At 60.1% G+C, this 20,739-nt stretch carries 22 protein-coding genes and 1 pseudogene; 8 read left to right on the forward strand and 15 right to left on the reverse strand.

Annotation, left to right across the window (positions count from 1 at the left end):
• Positions 1 to 39 precede the first annotated feature (39 nt).
• The 4 genes from AKG12_RS04360 to AKG12_RS04375 all read right to left on the reverse strand — a co-directional run bounded on the left by AKG12_RS04360 (position 40) and on the right by AKG12_RS04375 (position 5,319).
• Positions 40 to 1,068, reverse strand: a complete 1,029-nt coding sequence (locus AKG12_RS04360; protein ID WP_052817964.1) for an ABC transporter ATP-binding protein — start codon at positions 1,066 to 1,068, stop codon at positions 40 to 42.
• Positions 1,056 to 2,750: an ABC transporter permease gene (locus tag AKG12_RS04365; RefSeq protein WP_052817965.1), complete on the reverse strand. Its 1,695-nt coding sequence runs from the start codon at positions 2,748 to 2,750 to the stop codon at positions 1,056 to 1,058. The genes AKG12_RS04360 and AKG12_RS04365 overlap by 13 nt, the downstream gene beginning before the upstream one ends.
• 9 nt (positions 2,751 to 2,759) lie before the next feature.
• Entirely contained in the window at positions 2,760 to 3,743 is a 984-nt protein-coding gene (locus AKG12_RS04370; protein ID WP_052817966.1) for an ABC transporter substrate-binding protein, read from the reverse strand.
• A 331-nt stretch (positions 3,744 to 4,074) separates the two neighbouring features.
• Complete coding sequence (locus tag AKG12_RS04375) at positions 4,075 to 5,319, reverse strand: aminotransferase-like domain-containing protein (protein WP_052817967.1); 1,245 nt, start codon at positions 5,317 to 5,319, stop codon at positions 4,075 to 4,077.
• Between the two features lie 274 nt (positions 5,320 to 5,593).
• Between AKG12_RS04375 and AKG12_RS04380 the strand changes: the two genes are divergently transcribed.
• Entirely contained in the window at positions 5,594 to 6,043 is a 450-nt protein-coding gene (locus AKG12_RS04380) for an RbsD/FucU family protein (protein WP_052817968.1), read from the forward strand.
• 4 nt (positions 6,044 to 6,047) lie between these two features.
• Here AKG12_RS04380 and AKG12_RS04385 read toward each other — a convergent pair whose 3' ends face one another.
• From AKG12_RS04385 to AKG12_RS04405, 5 genes are all read right to left on the reverse strand, one after another.
• The gene (locus AKG12_RS04385; protein ID WP_046798129.1) at positions 6,048 to 6,317 is read right to left on the reverse strand and encodes a Txe/YoeB family addiction module toxin; all 270 of its coding nucleotides are present in this window, start codon (positions 6,315 to 6,317) and stop codon (positions 6,048 to 6,050) included.
• Positions 6,314 to 6,568, reverse strand: a complete 255-nt coding sequence (locus AKG12_RS04390) for a type II toxin-antitoxin system Phd/YefM family antitoxin (RefSeq protein ID WP_046798128.1) — start codon at positions 6,566 to 6,568, stop codon at positions 6,314 to 6,316. The genes AKG12_RS04385 and AKG12_RS04390 overlap by 4 nt, the downstream gene beginning before the upstream one ends.
• Before the next feature lie 137 nt (positions 6,569 to 6,705).
• The gene (gene ilvC, locus AKG12_RS04395) at positions 6,706 to 7,725 is read right to left on the reverse strand and encodes a ketol-acid reductoisomerase (protein ID WP_046798127.1); all 1,020 of its coding nucleotides are present in this window, start codon (positions 7,723 to 7,725) and stop codon (positions 6,706 to 6,708) included.
• A gap of 49 nt (positions 7,726 to 7,774) precedes the next feature.
• Positions 7,775 to 8,428 (reverse strand): TetR/AcrR family transcriptional regulator, encoded by a 654-nt coding sequence (locus tag AKG12_RS04400; RefSeq protein WP_046798126.1) that lies wholly within the window; start codon positions 8,426 to 8,428, stop codon positions 7,775 to 7,777.
• Positions 8,429 to 8,836: 408 nt separating this feature from the next.
• On the reverse strand, positions 8,837 to 9,745 hold the full coding sequence (locus AKG12_RS04405; protein ID WP_052817969.1) for an AraC family transcriptional regulator: 909 nt from the start codon (positions 9,743 to 9,745) through the stop codon (positions 8,837 to 8,839).
• Positions 9,746 to 9,934: 189 nt separating this feature from the next.
• On the opposite strand from AKG12_RS04405, the gene AKG12_RS04410 reads away from it, so the two are divergent.
• Positions 9,935 to 10,981, forward strand: coding sequence for an NAD(P)-dependent alcohol dehydrogenase (locus AKG12_RS04410; RefSeq protein WP_052817970.1), 1,047 nt, complete (start codon positions 9,935 to 9,937; stop codon positions 10,979 to 10,981).
• 240 nt (positions 10,982 to 11,221) lie between these two features.
• Here AKG12_RS04410 and AKG12_RS04415 read toward each other — a convergent pair whose 3' ends face one another.
• Both AKG12_RS04415 and AKG12_RS04420 read right to left on the reverse strand, forming a co-directional pair.
• Positions 11,222 to 12,487, reverse strand: coding sequence for an NAD(P)/FAD-dependent oxidoreductase (locus AKG12_RS04415; protein WP_052817971.1), 1,266 nt, complete (start codon positions 12,485 to 12,487; stop codon positions 11,222 to 11,224).
• A gap of 71 nt (positions 12,488 to 12,558) precedes the next feature.
• Positions 12,559 to 13,314: a pyridoxine 5'-phosphate synthase gene (locus tag AKG12_RS04420; protein ID WP_052817972.1), complete on the reverse strand. Its 756-nt coding sequence runs from the start codon at positions 13,312 to 13,314 to the stop codon at positions 12,559 to 12,561.
• Positions 13,315 to 13,547: 233 nt separating this feature from the next.
• Here AKG12_RS04420 and AKG12_RS04425 point away from each other — a divergent pair.
• Positions 13,548 to 14,244: pseudogene (locus tag AKG12_RS04425) on the forward strand (MerR family transcriptional regulator).
• 78 nt (positions 14,245 to 14,322) lie between these two features.
• Here the strand turns inward: AKG12_RS04425 and AKG12_RS04430 are convergent.
• A complete protein-coding gene (locus AKG12_RS04430) occupies positions 14,323 to 15,450 on the reverse strand; it encodes an ATP-dependent DNA helicase (protein ID WP_046798120.1) in 1,128 nt (375 codons plus the stop codon).
• A gap of 124 nt (positions 15,451 to 15,574) precedes the next feature.
• On the opposite strand from AKG12_RS04430, the gene AKG12_RS04435 reads away from it, so the two are divergent.
• Both AKG12_RS04435 and AKG12_RS04440 read left to right on the forward strand, forming a co-directional pair.
• A complete protein-coding gene (locus AKG12_RS04435; protein WP_052818346.1) occupies positions 15,575 to 16,861 on the forward strand; it encodes an SDR family oxidoreductase in 1,287 nt (428 codons plus the stop codon).
• Positions 16,861 to 17,343, forward strand: a complete 483-nt coding sequence (locus tag AKG12_RS04440) for a DUF2269 family protein (RefSeq protein ID WP_052817973.1) — start codon at positions 16,861 to 16,863, stop codon at positions 17,341 to 17,343. Before AKG12_RS04435 ends, AKG12_RS04440 begins: the two co-directional genes overlap by 1 nt.
• Before the next feature lie 6 nt (positions 17,344 to 17,349).
• On the opposite strand, the gene AKG12_RS04445 is transcribed toward AKG12_RS04440, so the two are convergent.
• Both AKG12_RS04445 and AKG12_RS04450 read right to left on the reverse strand, forming a co-directional pair.
• Positions 17,350 to 17,832, reverse strand: coding sequence for an SRPBCC family protein (locus AKG12_RS04445; protein WP_052817974.1), 483 nt, complete (start codon positions 17,830 to 17,832; stop codon positions 17,350 to 17,352).
• Positions 17,829 to 18,188 (reverse strand): ArsR/SmtB family transcription factor, encoded by a 360-nt coding sequence (locus AKG12_RS04450; RefSeq protein WP_046798117.1) that lies wholly within the window; start codon positions 18,186 to 18,188, stop codon positions 17,829 to 17,831. Before AKG12_RS04450 ends, AKG12_RS04445 begins: the two co-directional genes overlap by 4 nt.
• Before the next feature lie 142 nt (positions 18,189 to 18,330).
• On the opposite strand from AKG12_RS04450, the gene AKG12_RS04455 reads away from it, so the two are divergent.
• Genes AKG12_RS04455 through AKG12_RS04465 form a run of 3 tightly spaced genes read left to right on the forward strand, consistent with a single transcriptional unit; the run spans position 18,331 to position 20,037 of the window.
• Entirely contained in the window at positions 18,331 to 18,711 is a 381-nt protein-coding gene (locus tag AKG12_RS04455) for a COG4315 family predicted lipoprotein (protein WP_080841959.1), read from the forward strand.
• Positions 18,695 to 19,252, forward strand: coding sequence for an RNA polymerase sigma factor (locus AKG12_RS04460; protein ID WP_046798115.1), 558 nt, complete (start codon positions 18,695 to 18,697; stop codon positions 19,250 to 19,252). Before AKG12_RS04455 ends, AKG12_RS04460 begins: the two co-directional genes overlap by 17 nt.
• Positions 19,249 to 20,037 carry an anti-sigma factor family protein gene (locus AKG12_RS04465; RefSeq protein WP_046798114.1) on the forward strand — a complete coding sequence of 263 codons (789 nt, stop codon included), beginning with the start codon at positions 19,249 to 19,251 and terminating at the stop codon, positions 20,035 to 20,037. The genes AKG12_RS04460 and AKG12_RS04465 overlap by 4 nt, the downstream gene beginning before the upstream one ends.
• A 6-nt stretch (positions 20,038 to 20,043) precedes the next feature.
• Here the strand turns inward: AKG12_RS04465 and AKG12_RS04470 are convergent, their stop codons facing one another.
• A complete protein-coding gene (locus tag AKG12_RS04470; RefSeq protein WP_052817975.1) occupies positions 20,044 to 20,637 on the reverse strand; it encodes a LysE family translocator in 594 nt (197 codons plus the stop codon).
• Between the last annotated feature and the right edge of the window lie 102 nt (positions 20,638 to 20,739).

Consider the following 20,739-nt stretch of genomic DNA (forward strand, 5'->3'; position numbering starts at 1 on the left):
ATAGGAGCTTAGCCGCTCCTGCCCCGCCTCGCCAATAGTTTAAAGACGCCAGGCCGCACGAATGGCAACCGGCAAACGGTCTCCGATGGCAACCGCCTCCCGCGAATAGGCCCTGAGCGCCTGCCCATCCGGCAGGTCAAGACGGAGAGCATAACGCTCCCCCTCGTAAAGGACCGAAGTGACGGTGCAACTGACACCCTCAGCGTCCCGCACCACATCCTGTGGCCGCACAAGAAAATCCGCCTGCGGCAAGTGCCTGCCGCTCTCAATCGCCGCCCGAAGCGCCGTCCAGTCAAGATCGCGCGAAACCCCTTCTGCTGTAGGCAGGGTCAGGATCGCGCCCTGCCCCACCAGCGAACCGACCAGCCGTCCCTCCGGCCGCGCATAAAGCTCTGCCGGTGGCGCCACCTGCAGCAACCTGCCTTGCGACATGACGGCCACATCCGTCGCGAGCGCCATGGCCTCGGCCTGATCATGGGTGACATAGATCATCGTCGCGCCGGAGCGGATATGGAACTCGCGAAACGTTTCCTCCATCTCCTGACGCAGATGCCGGTCGAGATTGGCGAGCGGTTCGTCGAGCAGCACCACATCAGGCTCGGTAACGAGGCAACGGGCCAGCGCCACGCGTTGCCGCTGGCCACCGGACAATTCAGCAGGGCGGCGATCCGCGAAACTTTCGAGACGCACGGCCGCCAGTGCCTGGCGCACCTTCTCGCGATATTTCTCACCGGAAATGCCGCGCACCTTGAGGGGATAACCGACATTGTCGGCAACCAACATATGCGGCCACAGGGCATAGGACTGGAACACCATCGCCATGTTGCGCCGCTCCGGCGGCACCATGCTGCCCCCATCGGCCAGCACGCGCTCGCCAAGCAGGATGGAACCGTCGGTCGGCTGTTCGAAACCGGCGATCATGCGCAGCACCGTCGTCTTGCCGCAGCCGGAAGGCCCGAGCAAGGCGAGAAAGCCGCCGTCGCGTACGGTGAGCGACACGTCATCGACGGCGGGCTTCGATCCGGCTCCGAAATTTTTCGACAGGCGGTTGAGAATCAGTTTCGCCAAGGAACCACTCCTTTCGGCAGATAGCGCCCCAGAATTTCGAGCAGAGCCATGAGGAAAATCACCATGATGACGACAAGCACCGAAAGTGCCGAAGCAAGATCGAAGCTGCCGCTGTCATCGAGATTGTAGATGAGCACACCGAGCGTCTGCGTGCCGGCCGACCACAGCAGTGCCGAGACCGTCAACTCGTTGCAGGCGATCAGGAAAACGAGAATGACTGAAGCGCCCGCCGCCGGCCCGACCAGCGGCAGGATGATATCCGTAAGCCGCCGCCAGAAACCGGCGCCGGACAGCCTTGCGGCCTCTTCCAGCGACGGATCGAATTGCAGGAAGGCGCTGACCATGGGTTTCAGGCTGACGGCAAAGAAGGAGGAGAAATAGGCGAGCAGGATGATCCAGATCGTGCCGTAAAGCGTGATGCCTAACAACGGAATGGGAGCCGCAAAAAGCAGCACGAAGGACACCGAGATAACCACGCCTGGCAATGCATAGGGAATATCCACCAGCGCCGAGAGCAGGAACATGAAACGGCTTTTGCCCCGCACCTGAAAATAGGCGGTCAGCACCGTCACCGCCAATAGGCAAAGCGATGTGGCGGTTGCCAGAAACAGCGAATTGCGGAAGGCGGTACGGGTTACGCTCTGGCGATAAAGCAGCTCCTCATAGGCATGCAGCGTCGCGGTCTTGAGGCTGAGCGGCACGCCATAGGCGGGAGCAAGCGAGCTTGCCATCAGCGCGGCGAGCGGCGCAACCAGCATGAAGAACAGCACCAGCCATAGGGCAAGCTCCACCGGTATCCGCCAGCGCGCCAGCCCGAAGGTCGCGGCCTTGCCGGAAAGGCCGATGATCCGATAATCCCTGCCCTTCATCGCCCGTTCCTGAAGAGCAAGCCCGGCGACCGAGATGATGGCGATCATGGTGGAGAGAATGGCGATATCGCCGAATGTGCTGGTGCCAAAACTGGCGAAACGGCTGTAAATCAGCGTCGGCAGGGTAAAGATCGAGCCAGGTATGCCGAGGATTGCCGGAATGCCGAAATTGCCGACGTTGGACACGAAGGAAATCGCCGCCCCGGCGATCAATCCCGGCGTGGAAAGCGGCAGGATGATATCAAACAGCACACGCCGCGGCGAAGCACCGGAAAGCTTGGCGGCCTCGATGCCATCCTGCGGCAGCGCAAGCAGACCGGCGCGCAGCGACAGATAAACCAGCGGCGCGTGCTGCACGCCGAGCAGCAGCGCGATGCCCGCAATCGAATAAAGCGGCTGCGGCGATCCCATCGGCGGCGCAAGGCCGATGGCCTTCAACAACGTACTCGACGGACCGGTCATGCCGATCCACGACAGCGCCGTCACCTGCGGCGGGATCATCATCGGCAGCATGAACAGGAAGCTTAAAATCGACTTGCCGCGAATGTCGCAGAGCGTCAGCGAAAGCGCGAAGGCGCCGCCAATCGCCAGCGAGATCAGCATGCCGAAAAACGAGGTGGAAAGCGTGTTCAGCGCCGCATCCCAAAGGGCAGGATCAGCGAGAAGCCGCCATATGTCACCATTGAGTGACGAGATGATACCGGTATAGGCAAGCCGCCCGAGCGGCAGGGCGCTGAGCGCAAAAACGACACTCACCACAAAAGGAAACAGCCAGCGCGGCTGGCTGCTTCCATAGGTATTTGAACGGGACATGCCGCTATATCAGCCCTTGGAGCCGAAAACATCGGAGAAGGTCTTCAGGTCCTGTTCGGAGTTCTTCAGCGCATCAGCGGCGCTGAGCGGCAGAACCTTGATCTTGTCACGAGCCGGGAAACCTTCCGGCATGCCGGCATCGGCACGAACAGGGATGTAACCGAGCTTGACGAAGCCCTGCTGGCCCTTTTCAGAAAGCACGTAATCGACGAACTTCTTCGCCGCTTCCTCGTGCTTGGTGCCCTTGATGATCGCGACCGGTTCGGTGACGGCGGAAACGCCCTCTTCCGGGAAGACGAACTCGACCGGTGCGCCCTTGGCCTTCTCGCGGATCGGCATGTAATCGACGACCACGCCATAGGCCTTTTCGCCCGAAGCGACCGACTTCAGAACCGCACCGTTGCCGCCGCCGGCAATGGCTTCATTGGCCTTCAGCTGCTTGTAATAGTCCCAGCCGAGACCATCGGCAGCAGCGAGCGTCTGCGCATGGATCAGCGCAGCACCCGAGGTCAGCGGGCTTGGCATCGTCACGAGACCCTTGGCTTCAGCCTTGGCCAGATCCTTCCAGCTCGTCGGCTTCATTGCGGCAGCGGTGTTGTACATGATGCCTGTTGTGATGAGCTTGGTGGAATAATAAAAGCCGTCCGCATCATAAAGCGAAGCGTCGATGTTCTTGGCTTCGGCAGACTTGTGGGCCAGCAACTGGCCAGCCTGCTTCATGCGCTCGAGCGTCACGGTATCCGCGATCAACAGCACGTCGGCAACCGGATTGCCGGCGCTGATCTCGGCCATCAGCTTCGCCATGATCTTCGGCGTTCCGTCACGCACCCATTCGACTTCGAGACCCGGATTGGCGGCCTTGAAACCATCAACGGTCGCCTGCGCGTCCTCGTTCGGCTGGCTGGTATAGAGCACCAGATCGGCAGCATTGGCAGCGGTGGCGATGAAGCCGAGCGATACGATGGCGGTGAAAGCGGAGAGCAGCGTTTTCATGGGTCCAGTCCCTGTTGTTGGTGGGACCGCTAAAACATGATTGCATAACATGTATGTGACAGGCAGGATTTTTGGGGGATGATCTTTTGGGGCCGTCGGGATTGAGAGTAACAATGCTCCCTTATCGCCCGCAGTTTACCCCCCTCTGCCCTGCCGGGCATCTCCCCCTCAAGGGGGGAGATCGATCTGCGGCGAGATTTCGCCCATCTCAACGCTTTAGAATGAAGTGGCGGGAGAACGTCTTGCTGATCTCCCCCCTTGTGGGGGAGATGTCCGGCAGGACAGAGGGGGTAACGCCACAACCTCCACCGCTACCGAAAGCCACGCGCCCTCAGATCGCCGGAAGCACTTCGCCCGTTTCCGCCTGTGCCGTCGTAATCAACCGGCCAAGCCGCTTCATACCCTCTTCGATCATCGCCTCATTGGCGCAGGAGAAGCTGATGCGCAACGTGTTCGTACCCGAGCCATCCGCAAAGAAAGCACGGCCGGGAACGAAGGCCACCTTTTCCGTGGCGATGGATTTCGCCAGCAGCGCGGCCCCATCCATACCCTCAGGCAGCGTCACCCAGATGAACATGCCGCCTTCCGGCTTTGTCCAGTGTGTACCCTTCGGCATGTACTTGTCGAGCGCGGCCAGCATCGCATTACGGCGGGCGCTATAGGCGGCCTTGATCTTGGCGACTTGGCTGTCGAAGCCACGCGAGGCAACGCGTTCGATGGCGATCTGGTTGATGGTCGAGGAATGCAGGTCGGCGGCCTGCTTCATCAGCACCAGCTTGCGGATCACAGGCGCGGAAGCGACGATGTAACCGACACGAAGGCCCGGCGCGAGCGTCTTCGAAAAGCTGCCGCAATAGATGGTGCGGGTGTTCTCGATGCCGCCCGAACGGGCGATGTCGAGCGCCATGATCGGCGGAACAGCCTCGCCATCGTAACGCAGCGACTGGTAGGCGGCGTCTTCGATGACGGCGATATCCAGCTCGTCTGCCAGCGCCAGAACCTTCTCGCGGCCGGCCAGATCAACGGTTTCGCCGGTGGGGTTGGAGAAATCGGCCGAGAGATAGGCGAATTTCACCGCACCGCCAAGCTTGGCAGCCGTTTCGCGATAAGCCTCTGGCGTGCGGTTGCCGCCGGGATTGAGCTGATCGTAATTCGGCTCGTAGGCGTTGAAGGCGGAGAGCGCGCCGAGATAGGTCGGCCAGGTGACCAGTGCCGTATCCTTCGGCGACAGGAACAGCTTGCCGAGATAATCGAGACCCTGCTGCGAGCCGGAAACGATGAAAACGTTGTCGGCGGTGCAGTCTATGCCGATGTCGGCCATCTCGCCCGCCAGCCATTCGCGCAGCGGCTTGTAACCCTCGCTCACCGAATATTGCAGCGCTGCATTGACCTGCGCACCGGAAAAAATTTCCGCATAAGCCTGCTGGAATTCCTCTGCGGGGAAAAGAGCCGGGTCCGGAATGCCACCGGCAAAGGAAATGATATCGGGCTGCTCGAGCAGCTTCAGCAGCTCACGGATTTCAGACGCTTTCATGCGCGAAGAGCGCGTGGCGAAAATTTGTTCCCAATCAAGCATGGGTACGTTTCCTCTTGTGTCGTTTTTATGCGTGCATCTTTACAGAAATGTCGATATGTCAGCAATACTGACTTATCAGTTTTTCGAATTATTTCTGCCTCCCTGCACGGTGTCCGCCACAGCCTCGCATTCGCGGCCGTTTTTCCGGACAAAGCCAGATACACCCTCCGGTAAAGCTTAACAATCTTCCGTTTGAGATTGACGCCACACGCATTTCCGGCTGGATTGCGCGGCAGTGCCGCAAATGGCGTGACCATGATGGGAGTTCGAACACATGTTGAAAAATATCGACCCGGCGCTGAATGCCGATGTTCTGCACGCGCTGCGCGCCATGGGTCACGGCGATACGCTGGTGATATCGGACACCAATTTCCCGTCCGATTCGGTTGCCCGCCACACGACGGTCGGCAAGGTGCTGCATATCGACAATGTCTCGGCCGCCCGCGCCATGAAGGCAATCCTGTCAGTGCTGCCGCTCGACACGCCGTTGCAGCCCTCGGTCGGGCGCATGGAAGTGATGGGCGCGCCCGATCAGCTGGAGCCGGTGCAGGCCGAGGTGCAGAAGGAAATCGACGCGGCGGAAGGAAAATCCGCGCCGATGTACGGTATCGAGCGTTTCGCTTTTTACGAAAAAGCCAAGCAGGCCTATTGCGTCATCACCACTGGCGAGACGCGGTTTTACGGCTGCTTTCTGCTGACGAAGGGCGTTATCCAGCCGAAGTAAGCGGCTACTGGTAATGGAAGCGGCACTGAATAATCTCCAGCTTTTGCTCGCTTCCAGACCCGGACACCCGATAGACAAAGCGATGCTCGCCGGTAATTCTCCGCGACCAGTAACCGGCCATGTCGCCCTTCAAGGGCTCCGGCTTTCCAAGCCCTGAAAAGGGTGTGCGTTTGGCATTTCGAATAAGGTCGTTGATTTTCTCGACCATGCGGGCATCGGTTCTCTGCCAGAACTCATAATCGTCCCACGAACTCAAGCTCCAGACGAGCTTCATTCTTCGGTCGGATCCCGCTCGACTGTATTTCCACGTTCAAGCTCCTGCATGGAATTGCGAAGCCGTGAGGCGTTTGCAGGGTTGGAAAGCAGATGCAACGTTTCCTGCATGCTCTCATATTCACCTTCAGCGAGAACCACCACGGCTTCCTTACCCTGCCGGGTAACCAGCAGGGGCGCCCGCGTCTCAAGAACCCGGTCGAAATGGGTCGCGAAGTTCTGACGGAATTCCGTAAATCGCACATTTGCCATAGAAGCCGCCTTTTGGAAATATGTACAGATTTATGTACGCATTCGACGACGAAAGTCAAGGTTACGTAGTTTGCCCCAGAACGAAAAAGGCCGGAGCTTTCGCTCCGGCCTCCATATCTTCCACCAAACAATGAAGCTTAGTTGACAGCCTTGTCGACCAGCTTGTTCTTGCCGATCCAGGGCATCATGCCGCGCAGCTTGGCGCCGACTTCTTCGATCTGGTGGGCGTCGTTGTTGCGACGAATGCCCTTGAAGCGGGCGCCGCCGGCCTTCCATTCCTGCATCCACTCGGAGGTGAACTTGCCGGTCTGGATGTCGTGCAGGACGCGCTTCATTTCAGCCTTGGTGTCGGCAGTGATGATGCGCGGGCCGGTGACGTATTCGCCCCACTCGGCCGTGTTGGAGATCGAGTAGTTCATGTTGGCGATGCCGCCTTCATAGATCAGGTCGACGATCAGCTTCACTTCGTGCAGGCATTCGAAATAGGCCATTTCCGGTGCGTAACCGGCTTCGACCAGCGTTTCGAAACCGGCGCGGATGAGCTCGACGAGACCGCCGCACAGAACGACCTGTTCGCCGAAGAGGTCAGTTTCGCACTCTTCCTTGAAGTTGGTTTCGATGATGCCCGAACGACCGCCACCAACGCCACAGGCGTAGGAGAGAGCGAGTTCAAGCGCATTGCCGGAAGCGTTCTGGTGAACGGCAACGAGGCAAGGAACGCCGCCGCCCTTCTGGTATTCGCCGCGAACCGTGTGGCCAGGGCCCTTCGGTGCGATCATGACGACGTCGAGCGACGCCTTCGGCTCGATGAGGCCGAAGTGAACGTTGAGGCCGTGTGCGAAAGCAATCGCTGCGCCGTCGCGGATGTTGCCGGCGATGTCGGCCTTGTAGATGTCGGCCTGGAGTTCGTCCGGCGTCGCCATCATCAGGAGGTCGCCCCACTTGGCAGCTTCGGCAACGGTCATGACCTTGAAGCCGTCGGCTTCGGCCTTCTTGACGGTCGGCGAACCGGCCTTCAGAGCGATGACGACGTTCTTGGCGCCGGAATCCTTGAGGTTCAGCGCATGGGCGCGGCCCTGGGAGCCGTAACCGACGATGACGACATTCTTGGACTTGATGAGATTGAGATCGGCATCACGATCATAATAAACGCGCATTTTATGGTCCTTCCCTAATGCTTGTCTCTCAGTTGTCTGAACCGGAATGTCAGGCGGGTTTGCCGCTGAGTTCCGAATGTACCTTTTCCGTGCCGTAGAGGGTCAGAAAGGCGACGACCGCCTTCTTCGCCCGGCCGGAAAAATCCTTGTCCGGCGCCTCGCCCAGCAGCATGCGCACATGCAGATCCGAAACGATGAGGCCGTAAAAACTGCGATATGCCTCTTCGGCATCATCGAAACGCAGGTAGCCGGAACGGCGGCCCGCCTCGATCAGCCCGCGGGCGCGACGGTCGATCTGGCGACGGCCGCGTTCGAGAAGCAGATCGCCGAGCTTGGAACCGTCGCGGCTCGCCTGCCCTATCGCCAGACGGTTGAGCGCCAGCGACACATCGCCCGCCAGAACGTCCAGCAGATCATGCGCGAAAACTTCGAGATGATCGGCCAGCTGCGGCGCGGAGACGCGGTCGCCCGCCTTCTCGAAGGTGCGCACCTTGCTCTGCTGAAAGGTGATCATCGCCGCCAGCAGACCGTCCCGGTCGCCAAACCATTTATAGAGGCTTTCCTTGGAACAGTTGGCCGCGCGCGCCAGACCGGATGTCGTCAGCGCTTTCTCTCCGCCCTCGACCAGAAGACGCAATGCCTGGTCCAGAACGGCGTTCTGGCGCGGCGAAAATTCCTGCGCTGTGATCGGGTCGGAAGCCAAGTCTTTTCCACTCCAGAGGCTCGATTAATGTACCGTACGGTACGGTTCGAGCGCCATTTAAGCGGAGGCAGCGTTAGGGTCAAGCGGATTCTTCAGGGGAGGATGAGAATTGACGTGCTGCCCCGGAGTATGACTGCAAGCTTGAGGTGAACCTCCAGGGAATTTTGCGTGGGTAGCGGACCGAGGTGCGTGGGGCTTACCCCCCTCTGCCCTGCCGGGCATCTCCCCCTCAAGGGGGGAGATCGACTCGTGGTTTGGTCTCGCCCATCTCAACGTTTGCGAATGGAGCGACGGTAGGGCCTCCTGCCGATCTCCCCCCTTGATGGGGAGATGCCCGGCAGGGCAGAGGGGGGTAAGCCCCACGCACCTCAGTCCGCTGTTAATGAACCACTGTCCCAAAGAACGACTCTACCCAGCCGCGCTGATCTCCCGCGATGCATCGATATCCCGCGACGGCGATAACCCGTAGAAACGGCTATATTCACGGCTGAACTGCGATGGGCTCTGATATCCGACGCGATGGCCGGCGGTGCCCGCATCCAGCCGCTCCAGCAGCATCAGCCGCCGCGCCTCATGCAGCCGCAGCTGTTTCTGGTACTGAACCGGCGTCATGGCCGTGATCGTCTTGAAGTGATGGTGGAAGGACGAGACGCTCATGCCGATATGATCGGCCAGATCCTCGATACGCAGCTGGCGTGCGAAATTCTCGCGCAGCCAGGCAATGGCGCGGGCGATGCGGTTGCCATGGCTGCCAGCCGCGATGATGTTCATCAACTGCCCGCCCGCCGGTCCGGTCAGGATGCGGTAGAGGATTTCCTGTTCGATCAGCGGCGCCATGGCCGCGATGTCTGCCGGGCGGTCGAGCAGGCGCAACAGGCGGATAGCCGCATCGAGAAGTTCCGGTGTGGCGGTATTGACGACGATGCCGCGCTGCGCATTCGCCGGCTCAGCGGGCGGATCGATGGGGACGCGGCGCATGAGATCGAGCAGCTTTTCACTGTCGATGGCAAGCGCGATGCAGAAATGCGGAACCTCCCTGCTCGCCTCCACCACCCGCCATGCAACCGGCAGGTCAAGCGAGGTCAGGAGATAGTCACCCGCGCCATAATTGATAGTGTCCGTTCCCAGCTGAACGCTTTTCGACCCCTGGATCACCATGGCAAGACACGGGCGATAGCTGCCGTGGCATGGCGCACTCGGCGTCGTGCGCCGGCTGATGCCGAGAGATCCGATCGCCGTCTGCACCTCGCCCTCGCTGGTGGCGTGCCGCGCGGCAATGGAGGCGATCTCCTGATAGACATTGAACGGCAAGGACATAGGGGAAATCCCTTAACTGAAGGAAGAGATGCGTCTGATGCCTTTTATCTAGAAAGCCTCTGCGTCTGCGCAAAGAGCGCGCCCGCATATTTTTGCAGGATCGTGCAAAAAGGCTGGAGGATCGCTCTAACGCCCTGTCGCGCTTCCATCGCATATTCCGTCGTCCCCAACCCCCGAAAGGATATTCAGATGGCTATTGCTAGAGGTTACGCTGCGACCGATGCGTCGAAGCCGCTTACCCCGTTCACCTTCGAACGCCGCGAGCCGAACGATGACGACGTTGTCATCGATATCAAATATGCCGGCATCTGCCACTCGGACATCCACACCGTCCGCAACGAATGGAAGAACGCCGTCTACCCCATCGTTCCCGGCCATGAAATCGCCGGCGTCGTGAAAGCCGTCGGCTCCAAGGTCACGAAGTTCAAGGTCGGCGACCATGTCGGCGTCGGCTGCTTCGTCGATTCCTGCGTCGGTTGCGCCACCCGCGATCTCGACAACGAGCATTATATGCCCGGCCTCGTCCAGACCTATAATGACGTCGATCCGTTCACGAAGACCGCAACCCATGGCGGTTATTCCGACTCCATCGTCGTCAAGGAAGGTTATGTCCTGTCTATCCCGGACAACCTGCCGCTCGACGCTTCCGCGCCGCTTCTGTGCGCCGGCATCACGCTCTATTCGCCGCTGCGCCGCTGGAATGCCGGTCCCGGCCAGAAGGTCGCGATTGTCGGCATGGGCGGCCTCGGCCATATGGGCGTCAAGCTCGGTGCAGCCATGGGTGCGGATATCACCGTTCTCTCCCAGACGCTGTCGAAGAAGGAAGACGGCCTGAAGCTCGGCGCGAAGGAATATTACGCCACCAGCGACGCCTCGACCTTCGAGAAGCTGGCCGGCACTTTCGACCTGATCATCTGCACGGCCGGCGTCGCCATCGACTGGAATGCCTATCTCGGCCTCCTGAAGCCCAAGGGCAGCATGGTCGTCGTTGGCGCACCGGAACATCCGATCCCGGTCCACGCCTTCGCGCTCATCTTCGGTGCGAAGAACCTCTCCGGCTCGATGATCGGTTCGATCAAGGAAACCCAGGAAATGCTGGATTTCTGCGGCGAGCACAACATCGTCTCGGAGATCGAGACGATCAACATCCAGGACGTCAACGAAGCCTATGAGCGCGTGCTGAAGAGCGACGTGCGTTACCGCTTCGTCATCGATATGGCGTCGCTCGACGCGTGATGGGCGTCAAATCGACGTCGTGATCAGAAAAAGGCGGGGAGCAGTTGCTTCCCGCCTTTTGATTGGGGCAAACCTTTCCTTCCACGCGACGTCATCCTCGGCCTTGTGCCGAGGATCTGCCAACGCCTCGTCAATTCGATACCTTGCAGATGCTCGGGACAGGCCCGAGCATGACGACGGAGAGATTGTCACCCTCAGGACAGGGAGCGGCGTTGATTTGCCGCCCTTTCCGCCTTCGCTTCAGGCCTCGTCCTTCAGCGTCTCTTTCTGGGTAATCAGCCGCGCGCTATGCTGCCCGCTCAGATAAATCCACAGCCAGCTCCATGCCACGGCAAGCCGCGAACGTGTTCCGATCAGGAAGTAGATATGGGCAAGGCCCCAAATCCACCACGCCAGCACGCCCTTCAGCTTGAACCTGCCGAAATCGATCACCGCCGCACGTTTACCGATGGTGGCGAGATTGCCCTGATGGCTGTAGCGGAACGGTGCCGGCAAGGGTTTGCCGTCGAGCCGCGCCCTGATCACCTTTGCAACATAAGCGCCCTGCTGTTTTGCCGCGGGCGCAATGCCCGGCACCGGCTTGCCGTTTTCCTGATTGACGGCAGCCGTATCGCCGATGACGAAGATATCAGCATCGTCTTCCAGGTTGAGATGCGGCCCGACAATCGCGCGTCCCGCCCGGTCGGCAGTGGCATCCAGCCACTTCGCGGCGGGAGACGCCTGCACGCCGGCGGCCCAGACAACGGTGCGGCAGGCATAATAGGTCTCGCCCACCGTCACGCCCTCATCGGTGCAGGCCGTCACCGGCGTGCCGAGCAGAACCTCAACGCCGAGCTTTTCAAGCGCCTCCTTGGCATAGGCAGAAAGATCCTCAGTGAAAACCGGCAGGACGCGGGGTCCGGCCTCGACAAGCAGCACGCGGGTCTGCCGGGTGTCGACATTGCGGAATTCCGGCGGCAGCGCCTTGTGAGCAAGCTCGGCGATCATACCAGCCATTTCCACGCCCGTCGGGCCTGCGCCGATGATGACGAAGGTCAGCAGCGCCTGCCGTTCCTCTTCGCTGGTGGCAAGCTCGGCCCGTTCAAAAGCCAGAAGCAGGCGGCGGCGGATTGTCGTCGCATCTTCCAGCGTCTTGAGGCCGGGGGCGGAACGCTCCCACTCGTCGCGGCCGAAATAGGCGTGGCGCGCGCCGGTGGCCAGCACCAGCGTATCGAAACCGATCACCTGACCCGAACTTAGATGCACGGTCCGCGCCGCCCGGTCTATGCCGGTCACCTCCGCAAGCAGGGTCGTCACCTCCTTGCGGTCGCGGTAGAGATGGCGGATCGGCCAGGCGATTTCAGATGTCGCGAGAGCTGTCGTTGCAACCTGATAAAGCAATGGCTGGAACAGGTGATGGTTGCGGCGATCGATCAGTGTAATGCGGACAGGGGCCCCCTCCAGCCCATGTACCAGTTGCAAACCGCCGAAGCCTCCACCCACGACGACAACATGATGTTCTTGCATATGTCTCTGCCTTCAAAAGCTCGCGCACGGAGCATGCGCAGGCAAAGCATAGGCGAAAAAATTGACTTTGGTTATGAAATAGGCTGACCGCAGGCCTGACAAAAACGCCGGACTGTTTCAGCCATGCCATATTCCAGCGCATCCGCCGTCAGCCCGTGGCCGATGGAAACCTCGGCCAGATAAGGAATGCGTTTCATCAGCATGGGCAGATTTGCGACAGTCAGATCGTGGCCTGCATTGACAGCAAGTCCGAGCGCTCTCGCATGATCCGCCGTCTGTCCGAGCTTTTCGAGAAGCGCCTCGCCCTTTTGCGGATCGTCAAAGCAGCCGCCATAGGGGCCGGTGTAAAGTTCGATACGCGCCGCACCTGTCGCAGCCGCCAGTTCCACCGGCTCGCGTTCCCCGTCACCATCGGCGAACAGCGAAACCCGCATGCCACCGGCCTTCAGGCGTTCAACCACTTCCTTCAGGAAAACGCCGTGCTTCCGGAAATCCCAGCCATGGTCTGATGTCGCCTGCGAGGGATCGTCAGGCACAAGCGTTACCTGCTCCGGCTGCGTCTTTTCGCAAAGAACGAGAAAATCTTCGGTCGGATAGCCTTCGATGTTAAATTCAGCCTTGGGGAAGCTGTCATCGATCAGAGCGCGTAGCACCGGCAGGTCTGAAAAGCGGATATGGCGCTGATCGGGACGAGGGTGTACAGTCAGGCCGCTTGCACCCGCAGCGAGTGCCAGTTGCCCGAAATGCGCGACATCCGGCCACGGAAGATCGCGGCGGTTCCGCAGCATGGCGATTGCATTGAGATTGACGGAAAGTTTTGCGGGCATGGCGTCGGGCTCCGGTTCGGAATCTGCATCCTGTTTCACGCAGGTTGACGCCGACCGCAAGGAGGCCGATAAAATTTTTTGGAACACGGGAACGAAAACACACAATACACGTTACGGTTCTTATGTAGCATTTGGCATGATGTCTTGATCAGAAGACAGACCGTTGCGGGGGAACAAGCAACGGAGGTCTTTTAAAACCAGGCACGCCGCCAAAGAGCGCAAAGGGGGAAACAATGCAGGATGGCCGTATGCCGTTTGAACACGGCGACGAGGACAAACCCAATCTAAGGCTCAGCAGCTTTTTACCTGACATAAGCCTGCCCTCTTCCCTGCCCGCCGAACCGGTACCCATTGCCGATATGGCCAATATCTTCGGAGTGACCCACCGAACGCTTCATTTTTACGAAGAAAAGGCGCTGCTCACCTCGAAGCGCATCGGCCAGATGCGGGTCTACACCCACCGCAACGTCCAGCGCATGGCCGTCATCAATGTCTGCCGCGAAGTCGGCATTTCGGTTGCCGCCATTACCGAGATCATGGAAAAACTCGTCCGCTCCCTGTCGCAGGAAGAGGCAGACGACATATTCCACGTCGCGCTGAGACAGCGGAAGAGAGAGTTGACGGCCGAGCTTTCAAACCTTTCAGCGTCAGGCACAGCAGATCGAGGAATTGCTCGTCATCGATAGCGATGCGGACGGCTTCGACGGTGCTGAACGCGGTCCGGCCAAGGACATAGCCCTCACCGATACCGAACGGAAATGTCTGGAACTGATGGCGGAAGGTTATGCGCCGGTGCGTCTCGCCCGGGCTCTTGGCCTTTCGGGCAGCGATCTCAATGCGCTTGAGGCGAAGATCATCGGCAAGTTCAGTGCCAGCAACCGCTTTCAGGCGGTCGCCAAGGCAGTCCTGCTGGGTGTTATCCGCGCATAAAAGCCTGTCGAGGAAAAGTGCATAGCGATTTTCCGCGCGGACAATGCGCAGACAAGGAGATCGAGCCAATGCCCAATCTCAACGAACGATCGTAAGCGTCTCGGCCGCGCGGGTAATGGCTGTGTAAAGCCAACGCTCACGTGAATCCCGGAATGCATAGCTCTCGTCGAAAAGAACTACATTGTTCCACTGCGAACCCTGCGCCTTGTGCACGGTCAGTGCATAGCCGAAATCGAATTCGTCATAACGCTTGCGGGTCGACCACGGAATTTCGGTCTCGACATCCTCGAACGCCGCCTTCAGCAATTTGATCTTGGCCGCACCGCGATCCATATCGTCATCTTCAGGCCGGATCATCAGGTTGATGCCGGGCTTCACCGTCTCGCGCGACGAACTCATGACCTGCCAGAGCGAGCCGTTCAGCAAGCCCTTGGCCGGATCGTTCCTGAGGCATACCAGCTTGTCACCCGATTGCGGATAATCCGCCGAAAAACCCTTCAGTTCGCGAAGTCGCTGATTGTAACGGCGGCGCGTGCGATTGGTGCCGACCAACACCTGATCGGCTTCCAGCACCAGCGATTGCGTCACTTCTGACTTCGAGATCACCTGCGCGGAACCATAATCGCCGCGCATGATCTCGCGGCCCTCGCGCACATCCATGGCAAGATGGATGATGGGATTGTCCTTGGCCTGACGGTGGATTTCCGAGAGAAGATAATCCGGCTCCTGCTCGGTGAAGAAACCGCCGCCCGATACCGGCGGCAACTGCCCTGGATCGCCAAGCACGAGGATCGGCGTGCCGAAACTCATCAGATCCTTGCCAAGCTGTTCATCCACCATCGAACATTCATCGATGATGATCAGTGCCGCCTTGGCAAGCGGGCTCTGGCGGTTGATGGAAAACATCGGCGCCACCGAGGTCTTGCCGGTCTCCTCGTCTTCCACCGTTTCTTCACCGCGCGGACGATAGATCAGCGAATGGATGGTACGGGCATTGGTTGCCCCGCGTGAGCGCAGCACCTGCGCCGCCTTGCCGGTGAAGGCCGCAAACAGCACTTCGCCATCGACATTTTCCGCGAAATGTTTGGCAAGCGTCGTCTTGCCCGTTCCGGCATAACCGAACAGCCGGAAAACCGGCGTCCGGCCTTCCTTCAGCCAGCGGGAAACAGCCTTGAGCGCTTCGTCCTGTTGCGGTGAAAATAACATGCGCCCTCATCGCAGGATTCGAGCCTCATGCGCAACAGAAAAAGAACGAAAGATGAATCGCGCCGCCAGAATGCGGCAATAAAACACGGCTGGTTTTTAAACCACGACGGCTATCATGCCGCGTATGAAGATATTGATTCTCGGCGCGACAGGTTTCATCGGTTCGGAGGTAATGCGTAGCCTCCACGGCAGAGGTCACGCAGTCACCGGGCTGGCACGCTCCGTCGGACGCGCCAAAGACAAGTGGCCTTTCGCGAACTGGATTTCCGCCGATCTCGCCCGCATGACGCACCCAGGAAATTGGGATGCGCTGGTCAGGGATCATGACGCCATCGTCAATTGCGCTGGCGCGCTTCAGGACGGTCTTTCGGACGACCTTGCCGCGACACAGGAAAAAGCCATGCTGGCGCTTTACGAGGCGGCGGCGCAGGCGGGCGGCAGGCTGCTCATCCAGATATCGGCCCGCACGGCGGGAGCCGCAGCCGACCTGCCCTTTCTCGCGACCAAACGCCACGCGGACGCGGCACTGGCCGCAAGCGGCCTGTCTTACGTCATTCTTCGCCCTGCCCTGGTTGTCGGGCGCAATGCCCATGGCGGCACGGCACTGGTGCGCGCGCTTGCCAGCTTTCCGCTCATGCTGCCACTCGTGAGCGGCACGATGCCGGTTCGCACGGTCGCGGTCGAGGATGTGGCGGCAGCCGTCAACGCGGCGATCGATGGTGAAATTCCGGCGGGCAGCGATCTCGAACTTGCTGCCGGGGAAGCACTGACATTGCGGGACGTGGTCGTCACCCACCGGCAGTGGCTCGGCCTGTCCCCTGCCCCTGTCATAAACCTTCCCGCGGCCTTCATGCGTCCCGTCAGCCTTGTGGCGGATGCCGCGGGCGTGCTCGGCTGGCGCTCGCCGCTGCGTTCAACCGCCATGAGGGTCATGTCGGAAGGCATTGTGACGGAGGGTGAGGCGCGACCGAGGACGTTGTCGCTCAAGACCCTGACGCAGACGCTGGCCGCCCACCCCTCCGGCGTGCAGGACCTGTGGTTTGCCAGATCATATCTGCTCAAACCGCTGGTCATCCTCTGCCTGTCTTTATTCTGGCTGCTGTCCGGCCTCGTGCCGCTGCTGAACATCAATGGAGCAGCAGCGCATTTTCTGCCTTTCATGCCGCAGTCACTGGCCGTGCCCCTCACACTCGCCACCTGCCTCATCGATATCGCCCTCGGCGTTACCGTCCTGTTGCGGCCGCTCGCGAAAAAGGCGCTTGTCGGCATGCTGCTCGTCAGCGCGGCTTACCTCGCCGGTGGCAGCCTGCTGGAACCGGGCCTGTGGATCGATCCGCTCGGCCCCTTCGTCAAGGTCCTGCCTTCCATCGCCCTGACGCTTGTTGCCTTCGCCACGCTGGATGAACGCTGATGACGCTCGAGGAACTGCTGCGGCTCGCCCATGTCATCGGCGCAACGGTGCTGTTCGGCACCGGCGCAGGCATCGCATTTTTCATGGTCATGGCGCGGCGAACGGCAAACCCGGCACTAATCGCCCATGTGGCGGGCACCGTTGTGATTGCCGATACGATCTTCACCGCCACGGCGGCGATCATCCAGCCGGTTACCGGCTATTTTCTGGCGCGCATCATCGGCTGGCCGCTGACCGAAGGCTGGATCGCCCTTTCGCTTTGTCTTTATGTCTTCACCGGCATTTTCTGGCTGCCGGTGGTGTGGATACAGATTCAGCTGCGCAATATCGCCCGAGACTGCGCCGCCACGGGACAGGCCCTGCCGGCGCAATGGTTCCGCCTTTACCGCATCTGGTTCGCCTGCGGTTTCCCCGCTTTCTTCGCGGTCCTCGGCATCATCTGGCTGATGCTCAACAAGCCGGATATTCCTCTATTCGGCTGATACCGTTCAATGGGCCGCCTGCTTTTCGACAAGCTGCGCCAGCTGGTCCGCAACCGTGTTCCAACCGTCGAAGAACCCCATCTCCGCGTGCTTATCGCGATCCCCGGGGTTTCTGTGCATGGCATAGGCCACATACTCCATGCCCTCGGGATGATCGCGAAATTGCATGACGGCGGTGAGAAACGGTTGGGCGGAAGGGCGGAAGCCCGCCGTCAGGGCATCGGTGAAAACCAGACGCTCCCCATCATCCACCGCCAGAAAACAGCCGCTGATATGGTCGCCGAATATCGTGCCATCCTCGCTGTAGCGCGTCTCGAACGCGCCGCCGGGGTGAAGCTCCATTTTTTCAACCCGGCACTGGCCGGGATGCGGCACCCACCATTGTTCAAGGCTGGTCTTGTCCACCCACGCATTCCAGACAAGCCGGCGCGGCGCCCTTATGATACGTGAAATCTTCAGGTCGAGATCGGGATTGAAAGTTTCGGTCATTGGTCATTCTCCCCTTTGCTTGACGCTCTATCCTGTTGCGCCATGACGAATTGTTCGAGCCGGTCCGTGCGGCCTTCCCAGATGGCGCGCTGTTGCGACAGCCAGCCATCAAGCATGGAAAACCGCTGTTTCTCCAACGCGCAGAACCGCACTCGGCCCTGCTTGCGGGTCACGATCAGCCCGGCCTCTTCCAGCTGGCGAATGTGTTTCATGAACGACGGCAAAGCCATGTCGAAAGGTTCGGCCAGCGTTCCGATGCTCGCCTCCCCACCGCCCAGCCTCAGGATCACCGCCCTGCGGGTCGGATCGGCAAGAGACTGGAAGATATCGTCGAGCGCGTCTGAATAGTTTTCCATAAGGCTAACTATCACGATAAAATACTTAGCTCAATGGATAAGTTTTAAAATCGCAAAAATCGTGTCGCGACAGGGAATAAACCCGCCGGCTGCGGTGTCTCTTGATCTGTTGGCGGCAAAGCCCGCCCGAACCAAGGAGGATATGTCCATGAAGATCCGCTTTATCGTTCCCGCCCTCATTCTGGCTTTTGCCGGAACGGCCTATGCGGCCCCGGCGGTCGAAACGGTCAAGACCGACAAAGGCAATGTACTTGCCGGCGAAAAAGGCATGACGCTCTACACTTTCAAGAACGACAAGAAGGGCGTATCCAATTGTTATGACAAATGCGCGGTGAACTGGCCGCCGTTTTTCGCAGCCATGGGCGACAAGGCCGAGGGGGCCTATACGACCGTGACGCGCAAGGACGGCAAGATGCAATGGGCCAAGGACGGCATGCCGCTCTATTACTGGGCCAAGGACATGAAAAAAGGCGACGCCACCGGTGACGGTATGAACGGTGTATGGGATGCCGCAAAACCCTGATGGCATGAATGGCAAAACGCGGGGGAGCGTCTCCCCCGCAGCCGGCACCTTCGAAGCGGAGGTTCTGGCGCTGATACCCATGCTGCGCCGTTATTCCCGCAGCCTTTCCCGCTCGGATGCAGATGGCGAAGACCTTTTGCAGGACTGCGTGGAAAAAGCGCTTATCAATAAAAGGCAATGGCGCGGAACGGGTTTGAAATCATGGGCTTACACGATAATGACGAATCTTTATCGCAACCGCCACCGCGCCGAGAAACGCCATCCGTCCGAGAGCCTTGACGGCCATGAGACCATCGCCGTCACCGATCAGCTGTCCGATACGCTGGAGAACGATCGGCTGCACGGCGCGCTCGCCCTTCTTTCACCCGACATGCGGGCGGTTTTGATGCTGGTGACGGTGGAAGGCTACAGCTATCAGGAGGCGGCCGAAACGCTATCGATCCCGCTCGGCACCGTCATGTCCAGACTGTCCCGCGCCCGCGAAACCCTTCGCCAGCAGCTGGCGGCGGACAATATCATTCCCCTGCGGAGACCACGATGAAACGGCCCGATGCCATAACCGAAGACGACCTGCACGCCTATGTCGACGGGCTTCTTTCCGACGACGACCGCGCGGCTGTCGAGGCGTGGCTCGCAGAAAGACCTGAAGAGCAGGCCCGCGTGCAGGATTGGAAACAGCAGGCCGACATTCTTCGCAATGCCTTCGCTTCCTATGCCGCCGCCCATCCGCACGACGCATCGATGCTCAGCCCACCGAAACCGGACCGCGCCTGGCGACTGAGACCGGCGCTCCTCAAAACGGCAGCAGCCCTCATGATCTTCGCGGCGGGCGCCGCGGCCGGCAGGCTTCTGCCGCCATCAGTCTCCACACCGCAGGATGTGACGCTGGCGTCGCTGACGACGGATATTCCGGCACAGGCAAAATCCGCCTATCTCATCTATGCGAGCGAAGTGCGCCACCCCGTCGAGGTTGGCGCGGGAGAGCAGCAGCATCTCGCGACATGGCTCGGTAAGCGGCTCGGCTATCCCTTTGCGATCCCTGATCTTTCCAAGATCGGATACGACCTCGTCGGCGGGCGCCTCATTCCCGTCAGCGGCAAGCCGGGCGCGATGCTGATGTATCAGGACAAGACCGGCCGCCGGGTCACGGTACTGATCGGCCACAACGAGGAAAACCGCACAACCAGTTTCCGCATGGCCAGCGCCGACGGCATCGAGACTTTCTACTGGATCGACAACGAACTGGGTTACGCCGTGTCGGCCGAACTCACACGCGACGAGGTGCAGGCGATCGCCGAGGAATGTTATCGGCAATTCCCGACGTAAAGACTGTTATTTCAGCATCGGCCAGAGGCTGATGACGAGCAGCACGGCCATGGTGATGTTGAACCATTTGAGCCGGATCGGCACGGACAGCCAGTCGCGCAGCGCGGAGCCGAAACCCGCCCAGGTGGACACGCTGGGAAGATTGACGGCGGCGAAGGCCACGCCAACCACCAGAACGGTGACGAAATATTGCGCCTCGTTGGTATAGGTCGCCATCGCCGTCACCGCCATCACCCAGGCCTTCGGATTGACCCACTGAAAGGCTGCGGCGGCAAGGAAGCCCATCGGCTGCGATGCGGCGGCCCCTTCATTCAGGCTGCGGGAAGTGCCGATCTTCCACGCGATCCAGACGAGATAAAGCCCGCCGGCGAATTTCAGCCCGGTGTAGAGCAACGGCACCGAATGCAGCACCGCACCAAGGCCGAAACCGACCCCGATCAAAAGCGACAGGAACCCCACGCCGATACCCAGCATATGCGGGATGGTGCGGCGGAACCCGAAATTCACGCCTGACGTAAACAACATCATATTGTTCGGGCCGGGCGTGATGGAGGTGGTGAAGGCAAACAGCACCAGTGCAGCTAAGGTTTCAACAGTCATGATCTCTCCTGTGAAAGAGACCCTAGCCACCCGACCACTATCAAACCAGCCCGGCAGACCGATGGCCGGGGTCAATTTTTTTGATGGATCGATCCCTCCCGT

It is taken from the genome of Agrobacterium sp. SUL3 (genome assembly GCF_001263295.1).
In the GTDB taxonomy this organism is placed as follows: domain Bacteria; phylum Pseudomonadota; class Alphaproteobacteria; order Rhizobiales; family Rhizobiaceae; genus Agrobacterium; species Agrobacterium tomkonis.

What these genes read in the sequence shown, in the direction of transcription:
- AKG12_RS04380 (WP_052817968.1), top strand. Translation starts at nt 5,594, where the DNA reads ATGTTGAAAAATATCGACCCGGCGCTGAATGCCGATGTTCTGCACGCG.
- AKG12_RS04430 (WP_046798120.1), bottom strand. Translation starts at nt 15,450, where the DNA reads ATGTTATTTTCACCGCAACAGGACGAAGCGCTCAAGGCTGTTTCCCGC.
- ilvC (WP_046798127.1), bottom strand. Translation starts at nt 7,725, where the DNA reads ATGCGCGTTTATTATGATCGTGATGCCGATCTCAATCTCATCAAGTCC.
- AKG12_RS04435 (WP_052818346.1), top strand. Translation starts at nt 15,575, where the DNA reads ATGAAGATATTGATTCTCGGCGCGACAGGTTTCATCGGTTCGGAGGTA.
- AKG12_RS04365 (WP_052817965.1), bottom strand. Translation starts at nt 2,750, where the DNA reads ATGTCCCGTTCAAATACCTATGGAAGCAGCCAGCCGCGCTGGCTGTTT.
- AKG12_RS04465 (WP_046798114.1), top strand. Translation starts at nt 19,249, where the DNA reads ATGAAACGGCCCGATGCCATAACCGAAGACGACCTGCACGCCTATGTC.
- AKG12_RS04410 (WP_052817970.1), top strand. Translation starts at nt 9,935, where the DNA reads ATGGCTATTGCTAGAGGTTACGCTGCGACCGATGCGTCGAAGCCGCTT.
- AKG12_RS04375 (WP_052817967.1), bottom strand. Translation starts at nt 5,319, where the DNA reads ATGCTTGATTGGGAACAAATTTTCGCCACGCGCTCTTCGCGCATGAAA.
- AKG12_RS04455 (WP_080841959.1), top strand. Translation starts at nt 18,331, where the DNA reads ATGTCCATGAAGATCCGCTTTATCGTTCCCGCCCTCATTCTGGCTTTT.
- AKG12_RS04420 (WP_052817972.1), bottom strand. Translation starts at nt 13,314, where the DNA reads ATGCCCGCAAAACTTTCCGTCAATCTCAATGCAATCGCCATGCTGCGG.
- AKG12_RS04370 (WP_052817966.1), bottom strand. Translation starts at nt 3,743, where the DNA reads ATGAAAACGCTGCTCTCCGCTTTCACCGCCATCGTATCGCTCGGCTTC.
- AKG12_RS04445 (WP_052817974.1), bottom strand. Translation starts at nt 17,832, where the DNA reads ATGACCGAAACTTTCAATCCCGATCTCGACCTGAAGATTTCACGTATC.
- AKG12_RS04385 (WP_046798129.1), bottom strand. Translation starts at nt 6,317, where the DNA reads ATGAAGCTCGTCTGGAGCTTGAGTTCGTGGGACGATTATGAGTTCTGG.
- AKG12_RS04450 (WP_046798117.1), bottom strand. Translation starts at nt 18,188, where the DNA reads ATGGAAAACTATTCAGACGCGCTCGACGATATCTTCCAGTCTCTTGCC.
- AKG12_RS04440 (WP_052817973.1), top strand. Translation starts at nt 16,861, where the DNA reads ATGACGCTCGAGGAACTGCTGCGGCTCGCCCATGTCATCGGCGCAACG.
- AKG12_RS04415 (WP_052817971.1), bottom strand. Translation starts at nt 12,487, where the DNA reads ATGCAAGAACATCATGTTGTCGTCGTGGGTGGAGGCTTCGGCGGTTTG.
- AKG12_RS04405 (WP_052817969.1), bottom strand. Translation starts at nt 9,745, where the DNA reads ATGTCCTTGCCGTTCAATGTCTATCAGGAGATCGCCTCCATTGCCGCG.
- AKG12_RS04460 (WP_046798115.1), top strand. Translation starts at nt 18,695, where the DNA reads ATGCCGCAAAACCCTGATGGCATGAATGGCAAAACGCGGGGGAGCGTC.
- AKG12_RS04470 (WP_052817975.1), bottom strand. Translation starts at nt 20,637, where the DNA reads ATGACTGTTGAAACCTTAGCTGCACTGGTGCTGTTTGCCTTCACCACC.
- AKG12_RS04390 (WP_046798128.1), bottom strand. Translation starts at nt 6,568, where the DNA reads ATGGCAAATGTGCGATTTACGGAATTCCGTCAGAACTTCGCGACCCAT.